Origin of the sequence: Nostoc sp. UCD121 (assembly GCF_014222285.1) — a bacterium.
Lineage (GTDB): Bacteria > Cyanobacteriota > Cyanobacteriia > Cyanobacteriales > Nostocaceae > Nostoc.
Genome location: NZ_JACKZS010000057.1, coordinates 1 through 14,827, shown reverse-complemented (window position 1 = coordinate 14,827; position 14,827 = coordinate 1). Strand labels below are relative to the sequence as shown.

The window sequence follows — 14,827 nt, the reverse complement described above, 5'->3', positions numbered from 1 at the left end:
GACCCCGAATTTGGAGGCTCACGCCCCAAAATTAACATTCATTGATGATGTCCTCACTAGCACCCTATTGGCGTAATACACTCAAAGTAAGAAGTCGGGTAGTTGACCGTGGAATTATCAACGCTACAAGGACAACCAGCAAGTATTCTCGGTTTGGCAGGGCAACAGTCGATAGATGCTGCAACTGTTTTGTTGGCATTTGAAGCTGGAATCAATTACTTTTTCTTTTACAATTTGGAATCTGAAAACTTTTTGGGTGGCTTAAAATCTCTCTTGCTAACAAACCGTGAGCAGGTCTTGGTGGCAACGGGGAGTGAAAACCGAGATATACAATCTTTACGCCTTTACCTCGACTCTGTGCGCTATCGCCTAGATGTCGAGCAGGTGAATGTATTTTTTATTGAATATGTCTCCCCTGGTGACGACATGGCTCAGGTTCAGGCGTTGCTTGGTGAACTTTATTCGTGGAAAGATAAAGGACTTGTGCGCTACGTGGGAGTTACCACACACAATCGAGCTATTGCTTTAGAAATGATAGAACGTCATCAGTGTGATGTGTTGATGCACCGCTACAATATGGCACATCGTCAGGCTGAACAAAACGTTTTACCTGCTGCTCAAAAAGCTAGTATTCCCGTGGTGGCATTCACTTGCACGCGCTGGGGAACGTTACTCAAAGGGCATCACAACTGGCACGGAAAGTTACCTACGGCAGCAGACTGTTATCGCTATACACTAAATCATCCAGGGGTGCGTCTGGCGCTCACCGCCCCCAAAACTAGGCAGCAATTAGAAGAAAATCTCGCTGTTCTGCAAGCGCCCCAAATTGAAGCCGAAGAAGTAGCTAAATGGCACTCATACGGGAACTTGATTTATGGTAATGGGCAAGACGCATTTGATACTCAATGGGTTTGAGAGGTGGAATGGTTGAGGGGAGCGATCGCATAACACGAAACCATATTGGGATTTGACTGGGATGCAGACCTTTTTCTTAGAGGAAATTTGGCTCAGTAGCTGTTGCTCAGGCATACCTCGCAGCGTCGCACTTTGACATGATCCATCTGTAAGATAGCCATGTAATAGATGCTTGAATATAGAAGTCAAACAAAAAACCAATTATACCCATGTCGGAAATTGAAAACTTGGGAGTGAGTGTAGAAGAGTATTTAGAGGGATTGGCAGCAGGGATTGACATTTTAGAGTTGAAGCGGTTAGAAGCAAGGGGAATTCCCACCAATTTAGCTTTAGAAGTGATGGCGATTATACCAAAGGTAATCAATGGCACAGCCACACCTGAAGAGGTTGTCCGAGGACTAATGATTATGTCGCCATCCTTAAGAGAGCAAATTGAATAGTTTCGAGAATTACCACATTGGTTTACTTTGGGTTGTCGCCTTGCATCAGTGCATCTAACTGAGCTAACAACTTCTCTACTTTGGATTTTTTCTTCGGATCATCCCACACTTTCGCTTTTTTGAAACGTTGAAAAGTATCATCAACGCGGTCTTTTATGGATGCTGATTCTGTTTGCTTTGATGACTCTGATTTAGACTGCTGCTCAATTTCTTGAATCTTACGCTTGATTTCGCTCAGTGAGAGATTGTAAGCGATCGCATCTTCTAAGAATTGTTTTCTTGTTTTTTCATCACCAACTCGTGCGATCGCTTTGGCTTTACTTGTCTCCAGTTTCCCCTGACGTAATACCTCTAAAATGTCACTGGGCAAATTGAGCAATGGCAAACGATTGCTGATAAAAGAGTCTAGTTTAATATTGCCGAGCGAGGTCAAAACCTCCTCCACTACACTAATGACATCATTGCCAATAACGTTATTGGCAGCAGTTCTACCACGCTGTTGGTTTTGAATGTGATGTAGCAGTGGTGGTACTTCTTGGGGTGAAATTTTTAATTTGACAGCCAAAAGTCGCACAATCCCATCAGTTTCTTCAAGGTCAGTGAGTCCCGAACGAGCGAAGTTTTCTATGAGGGCAATTTCTAGAGCATCTTCATCATTGAGTTGACGAATGACTACAGGGACTTCTACCAATTCCAGAATGTGTCCTGCTCTGTAGCGTTTTGCCCCTGCTACTACCTCATGTTTGTCACTGCCAGGGATAGGACGGACTAAAAGTGGTTCTAGAATGCCGTTTTTTCTGGCAGTAGCAACAATTTTGTCTACCTCTTCTGGGTCGATGTAGTACCGCAGTTCTGCTTTAGGCAGCACAATCAAACTTAGGGGCATAGTCGCCTTAGTTTGGTTAGCATCATCCCTAAAGATAAACTCTTCTACCATTCTTCTATCTCTTGCCATTGGTTACTCCCAAGGCTTCGGTAAAAAGTGCCTCAAAATCTTTGGCGGCGCGTTTAGCTGTTGCTCCTGGTAGTTCCCAAACCGTCGTGCCTTGCCCTGGTGCATCAGCAATTACCTGTAAGTCATACACCATTGTTTTTAGTAAAGGAAACCCTGTGTTTTTTTCTGATAATGCTCTTTGGGCATCTTTGAGTAATACAGTTCCTTTTTTTGCGTGATTTAAAAATAAACCAACATGGGGCATACCACCTCGCAGTTCTCTTGCCTGCCGCAAAATTCTTACCATTTTTGATGTACTGTGCATATCTAGACCTGCTGGTTTACAGGGTACTAGGGCTAGGTCACATCTAGATAAAATTGCCTTGGTTGTTTCACTTAGGCTACCTGGCCCGTCTACAACTACAGCATCATATTGTTCTGCTAAAGTCGGCAGTTCATCAAATAAATCATCCGGGTCTATCATTGTTTTACACGGCAGTTGCAGGTCTTTCATCCAGTTAGTACTACTCTGCTGTGCATCTGCATCCACAATCATCACTGTTCCGCGTTGGCTTAACCAATACGCCAGATGACCAGATACAGTAGTTTTACCAGCGCCCCCCTTCTGGTTTGTTAACCCAATAATCATAATTTTTTTTAAAGTCTTGCTCAATTTACTATTGCGCTTGTATCTGTCGCAATTAATTTTCACTATTTAGCAGTAATAGTATCAGTTTTTTTTTGAGATGACTTGATAGTACTGCGATGGCTTTGCCCGCCGCAGCCATCGCATCCCATTAGATAGGCCCTTTGCCAATAACGTTATTGGTGGAAATGCTTTTGTGAAAATCAGTGAAGTTAATTGTGCGAACTTCTCATGCAATGGCATTATTGGCTCATCTGGTAATTTCATGCTTTATGCCGTTAAATTGATGAAATATTGAGCGATGGGATGAATAACCGAATTCATCATCGCGTTCATAATATTGTTGAATCCAATTCTGTAAAAAATCAAAAGTTTGTGCCTGTTCTTCAGGCGATTGGAATTTATGCACTTCCCAAGGGCGATTGCGGTTATTTTCAAGACACTTATCAATGCCAGGATTGAGGAAATAAATTTCAGTTGAGAATTCAAGAGCAATTTTGAGTAGCGTAGTATAGCAACCTTCAATTACCCAAGCAGTATTATTTTCTATGAAGTCTTGTAGATCCCTAACTGAATGTTCGTGATTACGCCGTATGGCAATTTGGTTTGCTTCCCATGCAATAGTATCGAGATCGAGAACTGGAATGCCGAAGTCTTTGCCAAGTTTATTGGCAAGAGTACTTTTGCCAGAACCAGAATTGCCAAATATTAAAAATCGATGCATAACAATGATTTAATTAATAGCGATCGCAAGAGTGGTTTCTGTGGAGCATCACACTCTTACTTATCATCTCGTAAATACAATCTGCTGCTGTCAATCGGACTACATCTTTATGCATATTATGATTTTTTTGTAAAGACATTGATTACTAAAATTTAAAATAATAGCTTTAATAGAAATATAAGATAATTTCTCACTTAATTAAATGGTGAGAAAAAGGAGTTGCTATGTTGACTCACACGATACCTATGCAATGGCTAATAGAGCTAGTGCAAGAATATCGAAACATTACTAAACGCAATCTGTTTTACAAAACAGTAAATTTGGCTTCTTCACCTTCAGACTTTCAATGGATCAGACAACTGTATTATTTATCCTGCGACTTTACAGCAGCAGTGGCGTTACGTTATGGTAGCTGCCACGATGCACGTTTTCGTGATGCTTTTGGCGAACACGCTGCTGAAGAAGTGACGCACCCTGAAGAACTAGCTGATTGGATGCGTGAATCTGGCTTACTAGCTCCTGATGAACAACTAACTTCAATACCACCAACATTTGAAACTTTAGCGTTAGGGTCTTATTTTATCCGCTCTGTGATGCGTGAATCGATAGCACATCAGATTATTACGCTGAATTTGGTGGCAGAGGGGCTTGCTTACGACTTCTATGCCATTGTCAACCCTAAACTAGCCGAAGTAGGATTGACCCCTAAAGGTTATTGGTTGGTTCATCAAGAATCAGATATGGAACATCAAACTTTAGGGCTTGAGTTAATCCCAGAATGTGAGCGCAATTCATTGTGTGGCAGAGGATATACTCATACTATGTGGGAAGTGTTCAGCCTTTTTAACCAGTTATTATACTCTTGGAGTGGAATGCCAGTAGAACACAAACCCCAACTTCCTACACCTATAGAATTGGGTAGTTATAAGGGAAAATCCTAGTTGGTATTGAGCCGATAGAAAAGGGAATCCACCAGAGAGGTACTGCCCCTCCTATATCTGTGTTATCAGCACAGCGCCTCGCTTTTCGGCTTCTGGTGGAAAGCGGAAGATGGAGGAATTGAACCCCCAGGTGTTACCCTGCTCTAGTTTTCAAGACTAGTTGCCCTCCCTTGAGCAGCATCTTCCATATAAGGGGTGTCTGGCGGGACTTGAACCCGTTATGACTGGTTCCACAAACCAGCGCCGCGACCACTTTGGCTTCAGACACCATCAATGGAATCAATGGGACTTGAACCCATAACCTCCTGCTTGCAAGGCAGGCGCTCTAGCCAATTGAGCTATGACCCCATGTGGCAGGAGTGACAGGATTTGAACCTATATAAAACCGTTTAGAAGACGGTTGCCTTATCCATTAGGCGACACTCCCATAAATTGGTAGCCCCGGCAGGGATTGAACCCGCGACTTCCTCTTTGTAAGAGAGGCACTCTCCCAACTGAGTTACAGGGCTAAAAGAGCGATTGACGAGACTCGAACTCGTACCGTGAGTTTGGAAGACTCTGATGCTGCCATTACACCACAATCGCATTGAAGCTGGTGACAGGAGTTGAACCTGCAACCTACTGATTACAAATCAGTTGCTCTGCCAATTGAGCTACACCAGCATTTTGATAGTACCCCTGACAGGGCTTGAACCTGTAGAAAACCCGTTTTAAGCGGATCATGTCTTCCAATTGCATCACAGGGGCAAGGTGGGTCGCCAGAGACTCGAACTCTGATCACTCCGCTTAAAAGGCGGGAACTCTAGCCATTGAGCTAACGACCCACGAATCCGAGTGGTAGGATTTGAACCTACGACCGCCTGTTCCCAAAACAGGAGTGCTGCCAAGCTACACCACACCCGGATAATACTGCCCTGCCAGGATTTGAACCTGGAATCTCCTCGTTCAAAGCGAGGGATGTTGCCAGTTACACCACAGGGCAATAATTGGCTGCCGAGGTTGGAGTTGAACCAACATCTCTATGATTCAGAGACGAGCGCGACTTTCCCAGTCGTCCACTCGGCAATGAATGGCTGCCCCAGTAGGACTTGAACCTACAACCCCCGCGTTAACAGCGCGTTGCTCTGCCATTGAGCTATGAGGCAATGTGCCAGTCCCCCAGATCCGGATTGAACGGATGACCTCCTGTTCTTCAGACAGGCGCTACTACCAACTGAGCTACCGGGGGATAAGGCGAGAACGGAGAGACTTGAACTCTCAATCTTCAGTTTCGTAATCTGAGATGTTATCCAGTTACACCACGTTCTCAAAGGCGGAGAGAGAGGGAGTTGAACCCACAGTGGACTTACATCCACGACTGTTTAGCAAACAGCTTGCCCTGCCAATAGCAATCTCTCCATAATGGGCCGGGCTGGAATTGAACCAGCAACGCAAACGCGGCGGTTTTACAGACCGTTGCCCACACCAGTAGGCGAGCCGACCCATAAATTTGGTAGTGCAGACGGGACTTGAACCCGCTAATTACACGCTTGAAAGACGTGCCGCTCGGCCACTTCCCTTCTGCACCAAGAGTGAGATTTCTACTACATACAAGTTTGAGAAGCTGTTTTTAACAGCCTCCAGGTTTGGTTTGGCGGAGACTGTAGGAGTCGAACCTACTTCGGTTTTTAGACCGATTAACCAGTTTGTAAGCTTCTTATGTTGGAGTACGCAGTAGAACGCAGAGACTAGGATTTGAACCCAGACCAAAGGTTTTGGAGACCCTTATGCTGCCGTTACACTATCCCTGCATTGGTCGCAGAGGTGGGAGTTGAACCCACATATCCTCGGTTATGAGCCGAGTACCTTGCCGTTAGGTTACACTGCAACGTTTGGAGTCCGAGGTGGGGATTGAACCCACGATGATTGATTTTGCAGATCAACGCCTTCCCACTTGGCTACTCGGACACATTTAGAAGCCTTGACGGGAGTTGCACCCGCTTCTCTCTGACTGAGAATCAGAACGACTTGTCTATTTGTCCACAAGGCTACACGGGGGTGATTGGATTTGAACCCACGATCTTTCGCTCGACAGGCGACTGCTTTAAACCAGACTAAGCTACACCCCCACGTTGGATGGCAATTATTTAGTTTTCATGGTTCAGAAGTGTTTGCGCTATGCCTTTTTGAGAGGCTGTAGTGCTTCACTACATATATACTACATAATGTAGTACAAGGTGTCAAGGGCATACTACAAAATTTTGAGAAGAAGTGAGAGGACATTGTGATGTAATCGCGGTATTGCCCTCTCTGATTGAGTTTGAAGTAAATTACTCAGATTCACTCAGGCGTTGTGCGTTCCAAAACTGTTCGGCAAACGCAATTGCTGGGTGAATTGGGGCTTTAGGCTTGCTTTTGAGTACCATTCCAGCTTCATGCGGTAAGCGATCGCTCTTGATTGAATTACACTTCTCACACGCTGTTACAACGTTGTCCCAACTGTGCTGCCCACCTTTTGAGCGGGGAATTACATGGTCGAGCGTCAGACACTTGCTGCTGCCGCAGTATTGGCAAGTGTGGTTGTCTCGCTTGAGTACTTCACGCCGATTTACAGGTGGTACTTTCCAGTGGCGTTCGGGATTACCCATAGTCAAGCGAATATGTTCGGGAACTTGTAGTACAACACTGGGTGAGCGTACTTCCCACTGCTTTGTACTGCCAAAATCCAACGATTCTGCCTGACCTGTGACTAACAGCACGATTGCTCGTTTAATGTTGATACGTGCCAGTGGTAGGTAGTTCTTAGAGAAGACCACCACCGAATTTTGTAATATGTGTGGTTGAGCTTGCATCACTGATTCACTCCTCAAAAAATAACCCCCGCCTCTGGTCATCAGGAGCGGGGGTCAGGTAGTTGATACTTTTTGCCCTATGTCGGTGCTGTAAGACATTTGCACCTCCCGCTTTGGATAAGTTGATCTAGATTCAGCCATCCGGTAATCGCTTCAAAAATACTTTCACGCTGCAATTTACTGCCGACAAAACAATACATTTCCTCAAACGCAAACAGCGCGAATACTCTGCCTAAACCCTTGTTGGGTCGGCAATGTATCACGCTGCTAATGGTTGAGGAGAATCTGCTTATCATTGAAGGTTTGTAGTATTTGTAATTGGGACTTGTATCAATAATACAGTTGTAGTATACGTTTGTCTACTGCACAATTCTGGGGACGGGCGAACGCTGCGTGAATGCCTTGGCGGTAAAGGCTAAATTTGCAGATGGGGCATCATTTTTTCTCAGCACAACCTTCTAAAACCTTATTCCCCAGGATAAAAATTGCCGAGTATGGATACTCTTTATCTGACATACCATCGCTACAGGCATCGACTTTTTTGATGATTAAGATATTGTTGCCTTTGCCTTGAAGTCGGTTAACTGTAAATTTTTCGGTGAGCAGGCAGATTTAAGTGGGAACCATTATTGCTGCCATTCTCCCTCTTCATCCCGAAGAACTAATTATACCCTTAGTTTTCATACCTAATTTGCTTTTCCTCTTTCAGTTTGTTTTTCTTAGTTGAGGATGGCACCAAATCGAAACGAAATACGAGCAAGTCCTGAATCTGAATGCTGTTTTCGTAGCTTGGCTCAGGTAAATACCAAAAGTAGTCCTGGCGCACATGATCCATCCGAAATCCGCACTTTTGATAAAAAGCAATGTTGGCGATACTTGAATTAGACGTGCCGACGAGTATCTGTCTCTTGCCGCGTTGCCTCGCCTCTTGAATCAACCAAGCAACGAACTCTTTACCTAAACCTTGCCTTTGAAACTCAGGGGCTATACCAAGTTCCATAATTTCGCAGGGGTCGCTGCGCCATTTCATGGTTGCTGCACCAACCAAGTGTTCGCTGTCGTCCATGCGATATACAACATCGACGAGGTTAGCAAGTCCCCATCGCAGCGCACGCTCCGATTGTTCTGCCAACAGTAGTATCGGAATCAGCGCTTCAAGTTCGTCGTCACGAGCTTGTCGAATAGCAATCGCCATTCATATTCCCCTTTAATCACAAGTTATTTTTCAAAACTATAGTACCAAGTTTAATTAATCGATATAAACCAGGAAAAAGGAAATTAATCATCTAAAACTTAGTCCCAGCAAGGCTTTTAGAATTGAACTTTTCACAGTACAGTGAGCGATCGCACCCTTAGATATTGTCAAGTGTGAACCGTATAGTGAGGAGAGCAATCGCTTACTTTAAACAGTATTAACGCAAGCTACATAACTGCTTTTGACAATAAGCCCGACATATCCAACACTGAATAAAGTTGTAAAGCGATCGCCCTACAATTTCCTCTAATAAATGGAGAAATATGATGGATGAAGACAAGCCCACAAAATCTAGAGTTATTACAGGAACATTTAAATATTGTAATTCTGGCAGAGAAGAAGAAAAAACAGTTACTTGTTTATTTACTGAAAGGTCAGAAAAGTTTGAATTAACAAAGGTGTATGTTGTTGAGTTTGGATGTGAGCTAATTTTTTGTAAATCAGATAACCACTTTTTGGTTAATGATTAGTGCGATGCCCACGGCAGCAAGCTCCACAGTCTAAATCCTGCAATAATATGAAAATCCTAATTAAAATTTGGCTGAGACTTCTACCAAATGACACCTTTTGCTTATTAGAAGATGAGTGTTTTAAAGAGATGGAAAATATAAAAATTATCGTTTGGGAAGAAGATATTAATAATATTGAGCAGAATTGAATTAATGGTGTTGCTTGCCGCCGTAGGCATCGCTTTTTATCCTCTCAGAAAATGAAGGAGTATTCACATACCTTATAAAGGTAGAATACAAAAACTGCAAGCACTTAAAAATGATGCAAACACTACCACTAGAACTTGAACTGGCAGCATCTCAAATTGCCGCACAGTACTATCCACACAGGCGGTTCAAGCTAATTTATCAAATTGTAAATAATTTTATTGATATCGAATTCCAAGGATACTATACAGAGGAATTTGTTAGTTCACGCAACCGCCCATCAAATCCAATTGATGATTTTTACCGTGATAAAAAAATAGATTTCACAGTTGGTTATGGAAACAATCGGCTCTCCCTATCTGCATGGTGGCGAAGAGCGATATTAACTTTTGATTACAATTCTAAATCTTGGAGCAATGAAGATGGAGAAGAAATTGCTTGTCCCTATCCAGATGGTGAACAATTCGAGATAATTGCAGCAGCACTCTACCCCTTGCTACAGCAGCATTACTAGTTAAAAGAATAAGGCGATACCTGCGGGGGGCTGCGCTTACGCTAACTTTCCTCTGGTGCAGACACACACTACTTGCGTTCGCTTGTAAATTGCTCCTTGGTGATAGGTGAAGGAGCGTTGCGCGTCTATGAAAAGGTTCTAGTTTTCTGGAATTCGCTATCTAGGCGGTGTAGTCCTTATTAGAACAGCGACTTATAAATAACTTCTATTAATAGCCCTTGGGGAATATAACCCCATCAAAAGCCCAGTCATCGTAACTGGGTTTTTGGTTTAAGAGAGATCGCTCTATTATCCTTTAAGAAAAATGGTGGAGCGATGCCTGCGGCGGGCTGTGACGCTCCTGCGTCGCTAACGCTACGCTATCGGTGTCGCTCAAAACTTACTCGTAGTTGCTCCCGTCTGCGGATATCCCTTAGTCTTTGAGCGCTGGCTTGTCTGAGGATAGGAAATTTTACTCAATTTCAGTTTCTTCAGACGCTCGATGACTCGAAGAGGCTGCGCTATCACCTTGTACGGTTTTAAGAACTGATTCCAGACGATAACCAGCTTCACGAAGATAATATCCAGCCGCGCCAACGTCTTCAAAAACGTCATCAAATTGGGGATGAGTTGACGGAAAAATCTTTCTTAAGCGATCGCCCAGTCGCTCTAGTTCTTCTTGGATAGCGATTAGTTCTTGAGTATCATCATCCATACTTACCTACCACAAAGATAACTGCCCAGGTGTTACATTTGATTTACCACCTTGATGGTAATGAAGGTGACAACCACTGCAAAGAGCTATAAGGTTGCCTCTGTGGTTATTTGCCGGATTTCTGTCCCAATGATGTACCTGTAGGGTGTACACTCTGCGTTTTGAGCGTGTTAGATGTGATGTTTTTTCACCAGGGGCGATGCACTGTAACCCGCATTTTTGACAACGCCACTGGGCTTGTTGTTTAACTGAAGTGGCAATTTCTGACCAATTATCTGGATATAGAGAATGGGTAAACGTCATCAGTCTAATTAAACTAAAGCTTGACCAATTGTAATGCTTTCTAGCAGTACGAAAGCTTAACCAAATTCATTCATATAGGCGATGGCTCCGCCCGCCGCAGGCATCGCTACTAGCCATAAATATCTTTTAATACAGCTTCTAGCCCCGCATTTAAATCTTGCAGTGCTGCATCTATACTTTCATAACTTTCTTTTCCCTGCCAAAACATTCCACCACAATCGAGTGCGCGTACAAAAGAATTGAGAGGACTATCTACGTCATAACCAATTTCAATCCAGCCTTCATGCTCATCTACCCAACGAGCAATATTTGGGTAAGTTTTTTCAAATGAAACTTTCATATTTCCCTCCAGAACTAATCACCACATCACTCATCATCATCTGGCAAATACAAAGCGCTGCTATCAGTCAGCCGTTTATGGAATTATCAACCAATCAAAACCTCGGCAACACTGTACCCGTGCCTGCATCTTTTTTTGTGCGGACATAAGCCTTGGTTGTATCGGTTTTACTATGCCCCAACTGATTTTGCACCTCAAAAACATTCTTATAATCCACCGCTCTCGTTGCGTGAGAATGCCTGAGCCAGTGACAAGAAAATTTTACTTTGGCTACTTCAGATATGTCTTGAATCAAACTTTTAATCGAGCGATCGCTCAATGGCAGACCCCGTTTTTTTGGATCAGGTGACATATTAGGGAACACTGGCATTTTGTCACCAGCCATACCCCGGTACTTCTTAAACTGCGATGATGTCTCGTGGTCTAACCCTATCTCCCGGTACTTTCCCCCCTTCCCCCGAAACTTAATCGTGTAATACCCCCTTTGCCTATCATCCGGTGTCGGGTCTGGCTGCCATTTAAAATTGTGCCAATATAAACCCGGATAATCTTCCTTGGGTTTACCCGGTTCGTTACCCGGAACCGTCACGCGACCAACCTCGCCAACCCGCATCCCACTGTAAAAAAGCAGACAGAAAACCAACCAATGCTGCCCCCCTAACTGTTTGGCTGCATCAGCTAGCTTCTTCATCTCGAAATCTTCTAGATATCGCTCTGCCTTCGGTAAATTACTGAAATTGTCGTAATTTATACTACTTGCAATATTCCGCAAAAAATAGCCAATACTCTCCCCGCTCCCATAGCTCCACAGCGATCGCAATATCAGCACTCGGTTAGATTTAGTATAAGGGGAAACCTCACCCCAACTAGCAATAAATTCTAGTAACAATGGTTGCTGTAGCAATCTTAAATCAGGTATACCTTCATTACGTACCCAATCGAGCAATTTTTGACCAAATCGGTAGTATTTTCGCTTGGTTTGTTCGCGGTTTTGCGACCCCGCCCAAGCCAAAATTAACTCCTCATCATTAGCAACCGCAGGCGTGCGGTAATAATATTGCCGAATTACCTCCGACACCAACTCCGGCGTTACTTGAGGATTAGTGTTTTTAATTACACTTGGTTGTGGAGTAGTAGAGAGAATTTCGACCTGCGCCACCTCAATATTAGTAACATCCATTTGGGAAATAAGAGTTACGCTCAGATAAACATTTTACTTCCTGGAAGTGAGGTTTCAGGAAGCTTTTATATTCTACGACAACGCCGTGGATGTGCTTAACTGCTTGCTCCATTATTTGTGGTCAAGCAACACCCCGTTTTTTGTGTTCAAGCTGTAGCATTTAGGCACTTGAAATTATTTCACTGGATGGTAAAGTCCATCTTTTGCATTCCATTCCCAACCTATGCCTCTGGGGTCGCGGTTACGAGTCCAACTGATAAATTCTTTGGTAGTGAGTTTTTCTCGTTCCGGTGCGAGGCTCGACGGACTTAAACCTAGTCGCGGTGCTAGATTTTCAGGAGGTAATGCAAGCAGTTCGACTTGGGGCTGTTGGTATGGGTGCGCTTGTCTTCTTTGTTTAGGTTGACTGTTGTATCTATTTGATGAAATAGCCCGTTCGATGAGTTCCAGCTTTTTGGTCATTGCGTCGAGCTTGGTTTCTAGCTTCAACTCCAGCTGCAAAACCGATTTACTGCTTGGGGCAACATCGATATCAATATTGCTATCAAACCCAGAGAGCAATTCTTCCAAGCCTTTCAGCAAGGCAATTGTATGCCCTTGGCGATGCAGCCGCGATAGTTCTCTGACTACTGGAATTAGGGCAGTAGGAACGCGAATCATTTCGCTTGGTGGGAACTTTTGTTGAGTCATTTGATATCAATTTTGATAGCAATGAACTGATTGTAGAGCCAAAGCGATAAGGAGCGATCGCCCACAAGAATTTTCAAGCGTTCACGCAGTGTCTCGTAGAGAGGAAACGCGATGCCTACGGCAGCAAGCTACGCTCTTGTAGTCAAAATCTGGAAATCGCCCCAAAAATGATGATGATTAAATTAATCTACGATAGTATCTAAAATTTATGCGTTTAATCATCAGTCGTTTTCAGGCTTTGGCTGTTGCTACTGTATTAATTGCTCTGCTGGGTTGTTCGCCAGCGCAAACCCAAACCCCAACAACAGAAAAACCATTGCAGGCAACGCCGATTGTACCTACTAAACCCTCAACCAGCGCTAACCTGCTTTTGGGAAATCCCAGCAATGCGGTCGCCCTGGTGGATACTCCTGATAATTATCTGCTGGTTAAAACACAATATGTAGTCTCTTACAACCGAAGCAAGGGAACTCCCAACTGGGCAAGCTGGCAGTTAAATAAGTCATGGCTAGGGAAAGCAGAGCGTCAAGATAACTTTCGCCCTGATAATACTTTGCCTGCGGGTTGGGTGCGGATAACTCCTTCTATGTACTCTGGTTCAGGATATGACCGAGGACATATTGTGCCATCAGCAGACCGCTCTCTAACAGTAGAGGATAATTCCTCAACTTTCCTCATGACCAACATGATGCCGCAGACACCGGACAACAACCGGAACACTTGGGGTAATTTAGAAGACTATTGCCGAGAACTGGTAAGCCAGGGAAAAGAACTGTATATCGTAGCTGGGCCTTTTGGCAGTCTTGGCGAACCCCTTAAAGGTAAGGTGACAGTTCCCAAATCAACTTGGAAGATAGTTGTCGTACTAGATAATCCTGGCTCTGGACTTAATGGTATTACTGCAAGCACTCGTGTCATTGCGGTGAACATACCCAACGAGCAAGAAATCAACAACGATTGGAGAGCTTATAAAGTCAGCGTTGACCAACTCGAAAATTTGACAGGCTATGATTTTCTCTCTAATATTTCCCCAAATATCCAAGAAGTTATTGAAAGCAAGGTAGATAATTTGTAAGCAAGTCAAGTTTCAACAACTTTTGTGGAAATCCCCGCTAAATTTAGCGCCGGGGTTTGACCAACTACATAAACATCAATCTCTTTGTTGCCGAGGCGATATACCTGCAAATTAGTCAGGTTTTCTTTGAGTGTCTGCACAAGAGCTTGAAATCGTTTTACGGTTGCTTTCTCTTCTTCCTCATGCCAATCTTCTTCTGTCGTTGCCACTTGAAAAAAATCGTCAATCTCCACAATTTTAATGGGTGTATCTTGAGGATGATTTGTCTGCTGCACAACTTTTTGGGGTGTCACAGGTGTGATATCTTCCCAAAGAAAAACTTCAAACGGATACTCGGATTCGCTCATAAATAACAAGCCGTCAGATGCAAGTTTTAGCTGGTCTAGGATTTCTGAATTAGTTTTAGTCATAAGCCATCATCATAGGGCAATCGCACCTCACTCTTGTATCATCCCAAAAGCTGAAAAACCCTATATCGAGTCATCCATCCAGCCGCATTCTGAATTTGGGCAATCCCAATGCACCCGTGCTGACCAGTCCCGGTCAAACTCAGCATTGCAGCGAGGGCATCCAATACTGCTCGGTTAAGAGAAAATAGATGGTGGAATAAAGAATATTTTGTTCGCGTGTAGTTTACGAGAACAAAAAACAGCTAAAAACGCTGCTTGTACCTGAAGGCACTCTCGAAA

At 43.7% G+C, this 14,827-nt stretch carries 17 protein-coding genes and 22 tRNA genes; 6 read left to right on the top strand and 33 right to left on the bottom strand.

The window, feature by feature from the left end; all coding sequences use genetic code 11:
* Positions 1-108 precede the first annotated feature (108 nt).
* Positions 109-915, top strand: a complete 807-nt coding sequence (locus GNF10_RS14540; RefSeq protein ID WP_185580270.1) for an aldo/keto reductase — start codon at positions 109-111, stop codon at positions 913-915.
* 209 nt (positions 916-1,124) lie between these two features.
* Positions 1,125-1,355: a hypothetical protein gene (locus tag GNF10_RS14535; protein ID WP_094344845.1), complete on the top strand. Its 231-nt coding sequence runs from the start codon at positions 1,125-1,127 to the stop codon at positions 1,353-1,355.
* 22 nt (positions 1,356-1,377) lie between these two features.
* Here GNF10_RS14535 and GNF10_RS14530 read toward each other — a convergent pair whose 3' ends face one another.
* From GNF10_RS14530 to GNF10_RS14520, 3 genes are all read right to left on the bottom strand, one after another.
* On the bottom strand, positions 1,378-2,310 hold the full coding sequence (locus GNF10_RS14530; RefSeq protein ID WP_094344844.1) for a ParB/RepB/Spo0J family partition protein: 933 nt from the start codon (positions 2,308-2,310) through the stop codon (positions 1,378-1,380).
* A complete protein-coding gene (locus tag GNF10_RS14525; protein WP_179076743.1) occupies positions 2,297-2,938 on the bottom strand; it encodes an AAA family ATPase in 642 nt (213 codons plus the stop codon). The genes GNF10_RS14530 and GNF10_RS14525 overlap by 14 nt, the downstream gene beginning before the upstream one ends.
* A gap of 247 nt (positions 2,939-3,185) precedes the next feature.
* Positions 3,186-3,659 carry a shikimate kinase gene (locus tag GNF10_RS14520; RefSeq protein ID WP_185580269.1) on the bottom strand — a complete coding sequence of 158 codons (474 nt, stop codon included), beginning with the start codon at positions 3,657-3,659 and terminating at the stop codon, positions 3,186-3,188.
* A gap of 224 nt (positions 3,660-3,883) precedes the next feature.
* Between GNF10_RS14520 and GNF10_RS14515 the strand changes: the two genes are divergently transcribed.
* A complete protein-coding gene (locus GNF10_RS14515) occupies positions 3,884-4,600 on the top strand; it encodes an iron-containing redox enzyme family protein (RefSeq protein ID WP_094344841.1) in 717 nt (238 codons plus the stop codon).
* 103 nt (positions 4,601-4,703) lie between these two features.
* Here GNF10_RS14515 and GNF10_RS14510 read toward each other — a convergent pair.
* From GNF10_RS14510 to GNF10_RS14395, 24 genes are all read right to left on the bottom strand, one after another.
* Positions 4,704-4,786 (bottom strand) — tRNA-Ser (locus GNF10_RS14510).
* 8 nt (positions 4,787-4,794) lie between these two features.
* A tRNA-His gene (locus GNF10_RS14505) sits at positions 4,795-4,868 on the bottom strand.
* Positions 4,869-4,874: 6 nt separating this feature from the next.
* Positions 4,875-4,948: transfer RNA gene (locus GNF10_RS14500), tRNA-Ala, on the bottom strand.
* Between the two features lie 3 nt (positions 4,949-4,951).
* Positions 4,952-5,027 (bottom strand) — tRNA-Arg (locus tag GNF10_RS14495).
* 6 nt (positions 5,028-5,033) lie between these two features.
* Positions 5,034-5,109 (bottom strand) — tRNA-Val (locus GNF10_RS14490).
* Between the two features lie 5 nt (positions 5,110-5,114).
* Positions 5,115-5,185, bottom strand: a tRNA-Gly gene (locus GNF10_RS14485).
* A gap of 5 nt (positions 5,186-5,190) precedes the next feature.
* A tRNA-Thr gene (locus GNF10_RS14480) sits at positions 5,191-5,263 on the bottom strand.
* Positions 5,264-5,273: 10 nt separating this feature from the next.
* Positions 5,274-5,347, bottom strand: a tRNA-Leu gene (locus tag GNF10_RS14475).
* Between the two features lie 4 nt (positions 5,348-5,351).
* Positions 5,352-5,424, bottom strand: a tRNA-Lys gene (locus GNF10_RS14470).
* A gap of 5 nt (positions 5,425-5,429) precedes the next feature.
* Positions 5,430-5,503: transfer RNA gene (locus tag GNF10_RS14465), tRNA-Pro, on the bottom strand.
* A gap of 6 nt (positions 5,504-5,509) precedes the next feature.
* A tRNA-Gln gene (locus GNF10_RS14460) sits at positions 5,510-5,582 on the bottom strand.
* Positions 5,583-5,587: 5 nt separating this feature from the next.
* Positions 5,588-5,665, bottom strand: a tRNA-Gln gene (locus GNF10_RS14455).
* Between the two features lie 5 nt (positions 5,666-5,670).
* A tRNA-Asn gene (locus GNF10_RS14450) sits at positions 5,671-5,745 on the bottom strand.
* A gap of 9 nt (positions 5,746-5,754) precedes the next feature.
* Positions 5,755-5,828 (bottom strand) — tRNA-Phe (locus GNF10_RS14445).
* A gap of 6 nt (positions 5,829-5,834) precedes the next feature.
* Positions 5,835-5,908, bottom strand: a tRNA-Arg gene (locus GNF10_RS14440).
* Positions 5,909-5,913: 5 nt separating this feature from the next.
* A tRNA-Ser gene (locus GNF10_RS14435) sits at positions 5,914-5,998 on the bottom strand.
* Positions 5,999-6,002: 4 nt separating this feature from the next.
* Positions 6,003-6,083, bottom strand: a tRNA-Tyr gene (locus tag GNF10_RS14430).
* Between the two features lie 7 nt (positions 6,084-6,090).
* Positions 6,091-6,167: transfer RNA gene (locus GNF10_RS14425), tRNA-Glu, on the bottom strand.
* A gap of 152 nt (positions 6,168-6,319) precedes the next feature.
* Positions 6,320-6,390, bottom strand: a tRNA-Trp gene (locus GNF10_RS14420).
* Positions 6,391-6,392: 2 nt separating this feature from the next.
* Positions 6,393-6,467: transfer RNA gene (locus GNF10_RS14415), tRNA-Ile, on the bottom strand.
* Positions 6,468-6,472: 5 nt separating this feature from the next.
* A tRNA-Cys gene (locus GNF10_RS14410) sits at positions 6,473-6,547 on the bottom strand.
* An 85-nt stretch (positions 6,548-6,632) separates the two neighbouring features.
* Positions 6,633-6,708 (bottom strand) — tRNA-Asp (locus tag GNF10_RS14405).
* Positions 6,709-6,909: 201 nt separating this feature from the next.
* The gene (locus GNF10_RS14400; protein ID WP_185580268.1) at positions 6,910-7,431 is read right to left on the bottom strand and encodes an HNH endonuclease; all 522 of its coding nucleotides are present in this window, start codon (positions 7,429-7,431) and stop codon (positions 6,910-6,912) included.
* Positions 7,432-8,104: 673 nt separating this feature from the next.
* Positions 8,105-8,626 carry an N-acetyltransferase gene (locus GNF10_RS14395; RefSeq protein ID WP_185580267.1) on the bottom strand — a complete coding sequence of 174 codons (522 nt, stop codon included), beginning with the start codon at positions 8,624-8,626 and terminating at the stop codon, positions 8,105-8,107.
* A gap of 323 nt (positions 8,627-8,949) precedes the next feature.
* On the opposite strand from GNF10_RS14395, the gene GNF10_RS14390 reads away from it, so the two are divergent.
* Positions 8,950-9,156 carry a hypothetical protein gene (locus GNF10_RS14390; RefSeq protein WP_100904372.1) on the top strand — a complete coding sequence of 69 codons (207 nt, stop codon included), beginning with the start codon at positions 8,950-8,952 and terminating at the stop codon, positions 9,154-9,156.
* A 298-nt stretch (positions 9,157-9,454) separates the two neighbouring features.
* Positions 9,455-9,856 (top strand): hypothetical protein, encoded by a 402-nt coding sequence (locus GNF10_RS14385; RefSeq protein ID WP_185580266.1) that lies wholly within the window; start codon positions 9,455-9,457, stop codon positions 9,854-9,856.
* Positions 9,857-10,307: 451 nt separating this feature from the next.
* On the opposite strand, the gene GNF10_RS14380 is transcribed toward GNF10_RS14385, so the two are convergent.
* From GNF10_RS14380 to GNF10_RS14360, 5 genes are all read right to left on the bottom strand, one after another.
* A complete protein-coding gene (locus GNF10_RS14380) occupies positions 10,308-10,550 on the bottom strand; it encodes a hypothetical protein (protein WP_104902482.1) in 243 nt (80 codons plus the stop codon).
* 6 nt (positions 10,551-10,556) lie between these two features.
* On the bottom strand, positions 10,557-10,853 hold the full coding sequence (locus GNF10_RS14375) for an HNH endonuclease (protein WP_114084167.1): 297 nt from the start codon (positions 10,851-10,853) through the stop codon (positions 10,557-10,559).
* A gap of 109 nt (positions 10,854-10,962) precedes the next feature.
* Entirely contained in the window at positions 10,963-11,193 is a 231-nt protein-coding gene (locus GNF10_RS14370) for a hypothetical protein (RefSeq protein ID WP_104902485.1), read from the bottom strand.
* Positions 11,194-11,287: 94 nt separating this feature from the next.
* Positions 11,288-12,373, bottom strand: a complete 1,086-nt coding sequence (locus GNF10_RS14365) for a site-specific integrase (RefSeq protein ID WP_185580265.1) — start codon at positions 12,371-12,373, stop codon at positions 11,288-11,290.
* 174 nt (positions 12,374-12,547) lie between these two features.
* A complete protein-coding gene (locus tag GNF10_RS14360; RefSeq protein WP_185580264.1) occupies positions 12,548-13,063 on the bottom strand; it encodes a hypothetical protein in 516 nt (171 codons plus the stop codon).
* A gap of 208 nt (positions 13,064-13,271) precedes the next feature.
* Between GNF10_RS14360 and GNF10_RS14355 the strand changes: the two genes are divergently transcribed.
* A complete protein-coding gene (locus GNF10_RS14355; protein WP_185580263.1) occupies positions 13,272-14,138 on the top strand; it encodes a DNA/RNA non-specific endonuclease in 867 nt (288 codons plus the stop codon).
* 5 nt (positions 14,139-14,143) lie between these two features.
* Here the strand turns inward: GNF10_RS14355 and GNF10_RS14350 are convergent, their stop codons facing one another.
* On the bottom strand, positions 14,144-14,548 hold the full coding sequence (locus GNF10_RS14350) for a nuclease A inhibitor family protein (protein WP_185580262.1): 405 nt from the start codon (positions 14,546-14,548) through the stop codon (positions 14,144-14,146).
* Positions 14,549-14,827 lie beyond the last annotated feature (279 nt).

Bases quoted from the DNA above. Each gene is read 5' to 3' on its own strand.
- GNF10_RS14515 (WP_094344841.1), top strand. From the start codon at position 3,884: ATGTTGACTCACACGATACCTATGCAATGGCTAATAGAGCTAGTGCAA.
- GNF10_RS14535 (WP_094344845.1), top strand. From the start codon at position 1,125: ATGTCGGAAATTGAAAACTTGGGAGTGAGTGTAGAAGAGTATTTAGAG.
- GNF10_RS14350 (WP_185580262.1), bottom strand. From the start codon at position 14,548: ATGACTAAAACTAATTCAGAAATCCTAGACCAGCTAAAACTTGCATCT.
- GNF10_RS14360 (WP_185580264.1), bottom strand. From the start codon at position 13,063: ATGACTCAACAAAAGTTCCCACCAAGCGAAATGATTCGCGTTCCTACT.
- GNF10_RS14380 (WP_104902482.1), bottom strand. From the start codon at position 10,550: ATGGATGATGATACTCAAGAACTAATCGCTATCCAAGAAGAACTAGAG.
- GNF10_RS14400 (WP_185580268.1), bottom strand. From the start codon at position 7,431: ATGCAAGCTCAACCACACATATTACAAAATTCGGTGGTGGTCTTCTCT.
- GNF10_RS14370 (WP_104902485.1), bottom strand. From the start codon at position 11,193: ATGAAAGTTTCATTTGAAAAAACTTACCCAAATATTGCTCGTTGGGTA.
- GNF10_RS14355 (WP_185580263.1), top strand. From the start codon at position 13,272: ATGCGTTTAATCATCAGTCGTTTTCAGGCTTTGGCTGTTGCTACTGTA.
- GNF10_RS14530 (WP_094344844.1), bottom strand. From the start codon at position 2,310: ATGGCAAGAGATAGAAGAATGGTAGAAGAGTTTATCTTTAGGGATGAT.
- GNF10_RS14390 (WP_100904372.1), top strand. From the start codon at position 8,950: ATGATGGATGAAGACAAGCCCACAAAATCTAGAGTTATTACAGGAACA.
- GNF10_RS14525 (WP_179076743.1), bottom strand. From the start codon at position 2,938: ATGATTATTGGGTTAACAAACCAGAAGGGGGGCGCTGGTAAAACTACT.
- GNF10_RS14385 (WP_185580266.1), top strand. From the start codon at position 9,455: ATGATGCAAACACTACCACTAGAACTTGAACTGGCAGCATCTCAAATT.
- GNF10_RS14520 (WP_185580269.1), bottom strand. From the start codon at position 3,659: ATGCATCGATTTTTAATATTTGGCAATTCTGGTTCTGGCAAAAGTACT.
- GNF10_RS14395 (WP_185580267.1), bottom strand. From the start codon at position 8,626: ATGGCGATTGCTATTCGACAAGCTCGTGACGACGAACTTGAAGCGCTG.
- GNF10_RS14375 (WP_114084167.1), bottom strand. From the start codon at position 10,853: ATGACGTTTACCCATTCTCTATATCCAGATAATTGGTCAGAAATTGCC.
- GNF10_RS14365 (WP_185580265.1), bottom strand. From the start codon at position 12,373: ATGGATGTTACTAATATTGAGGTGGCGCAGGTCGAAATTCTCTCTACT.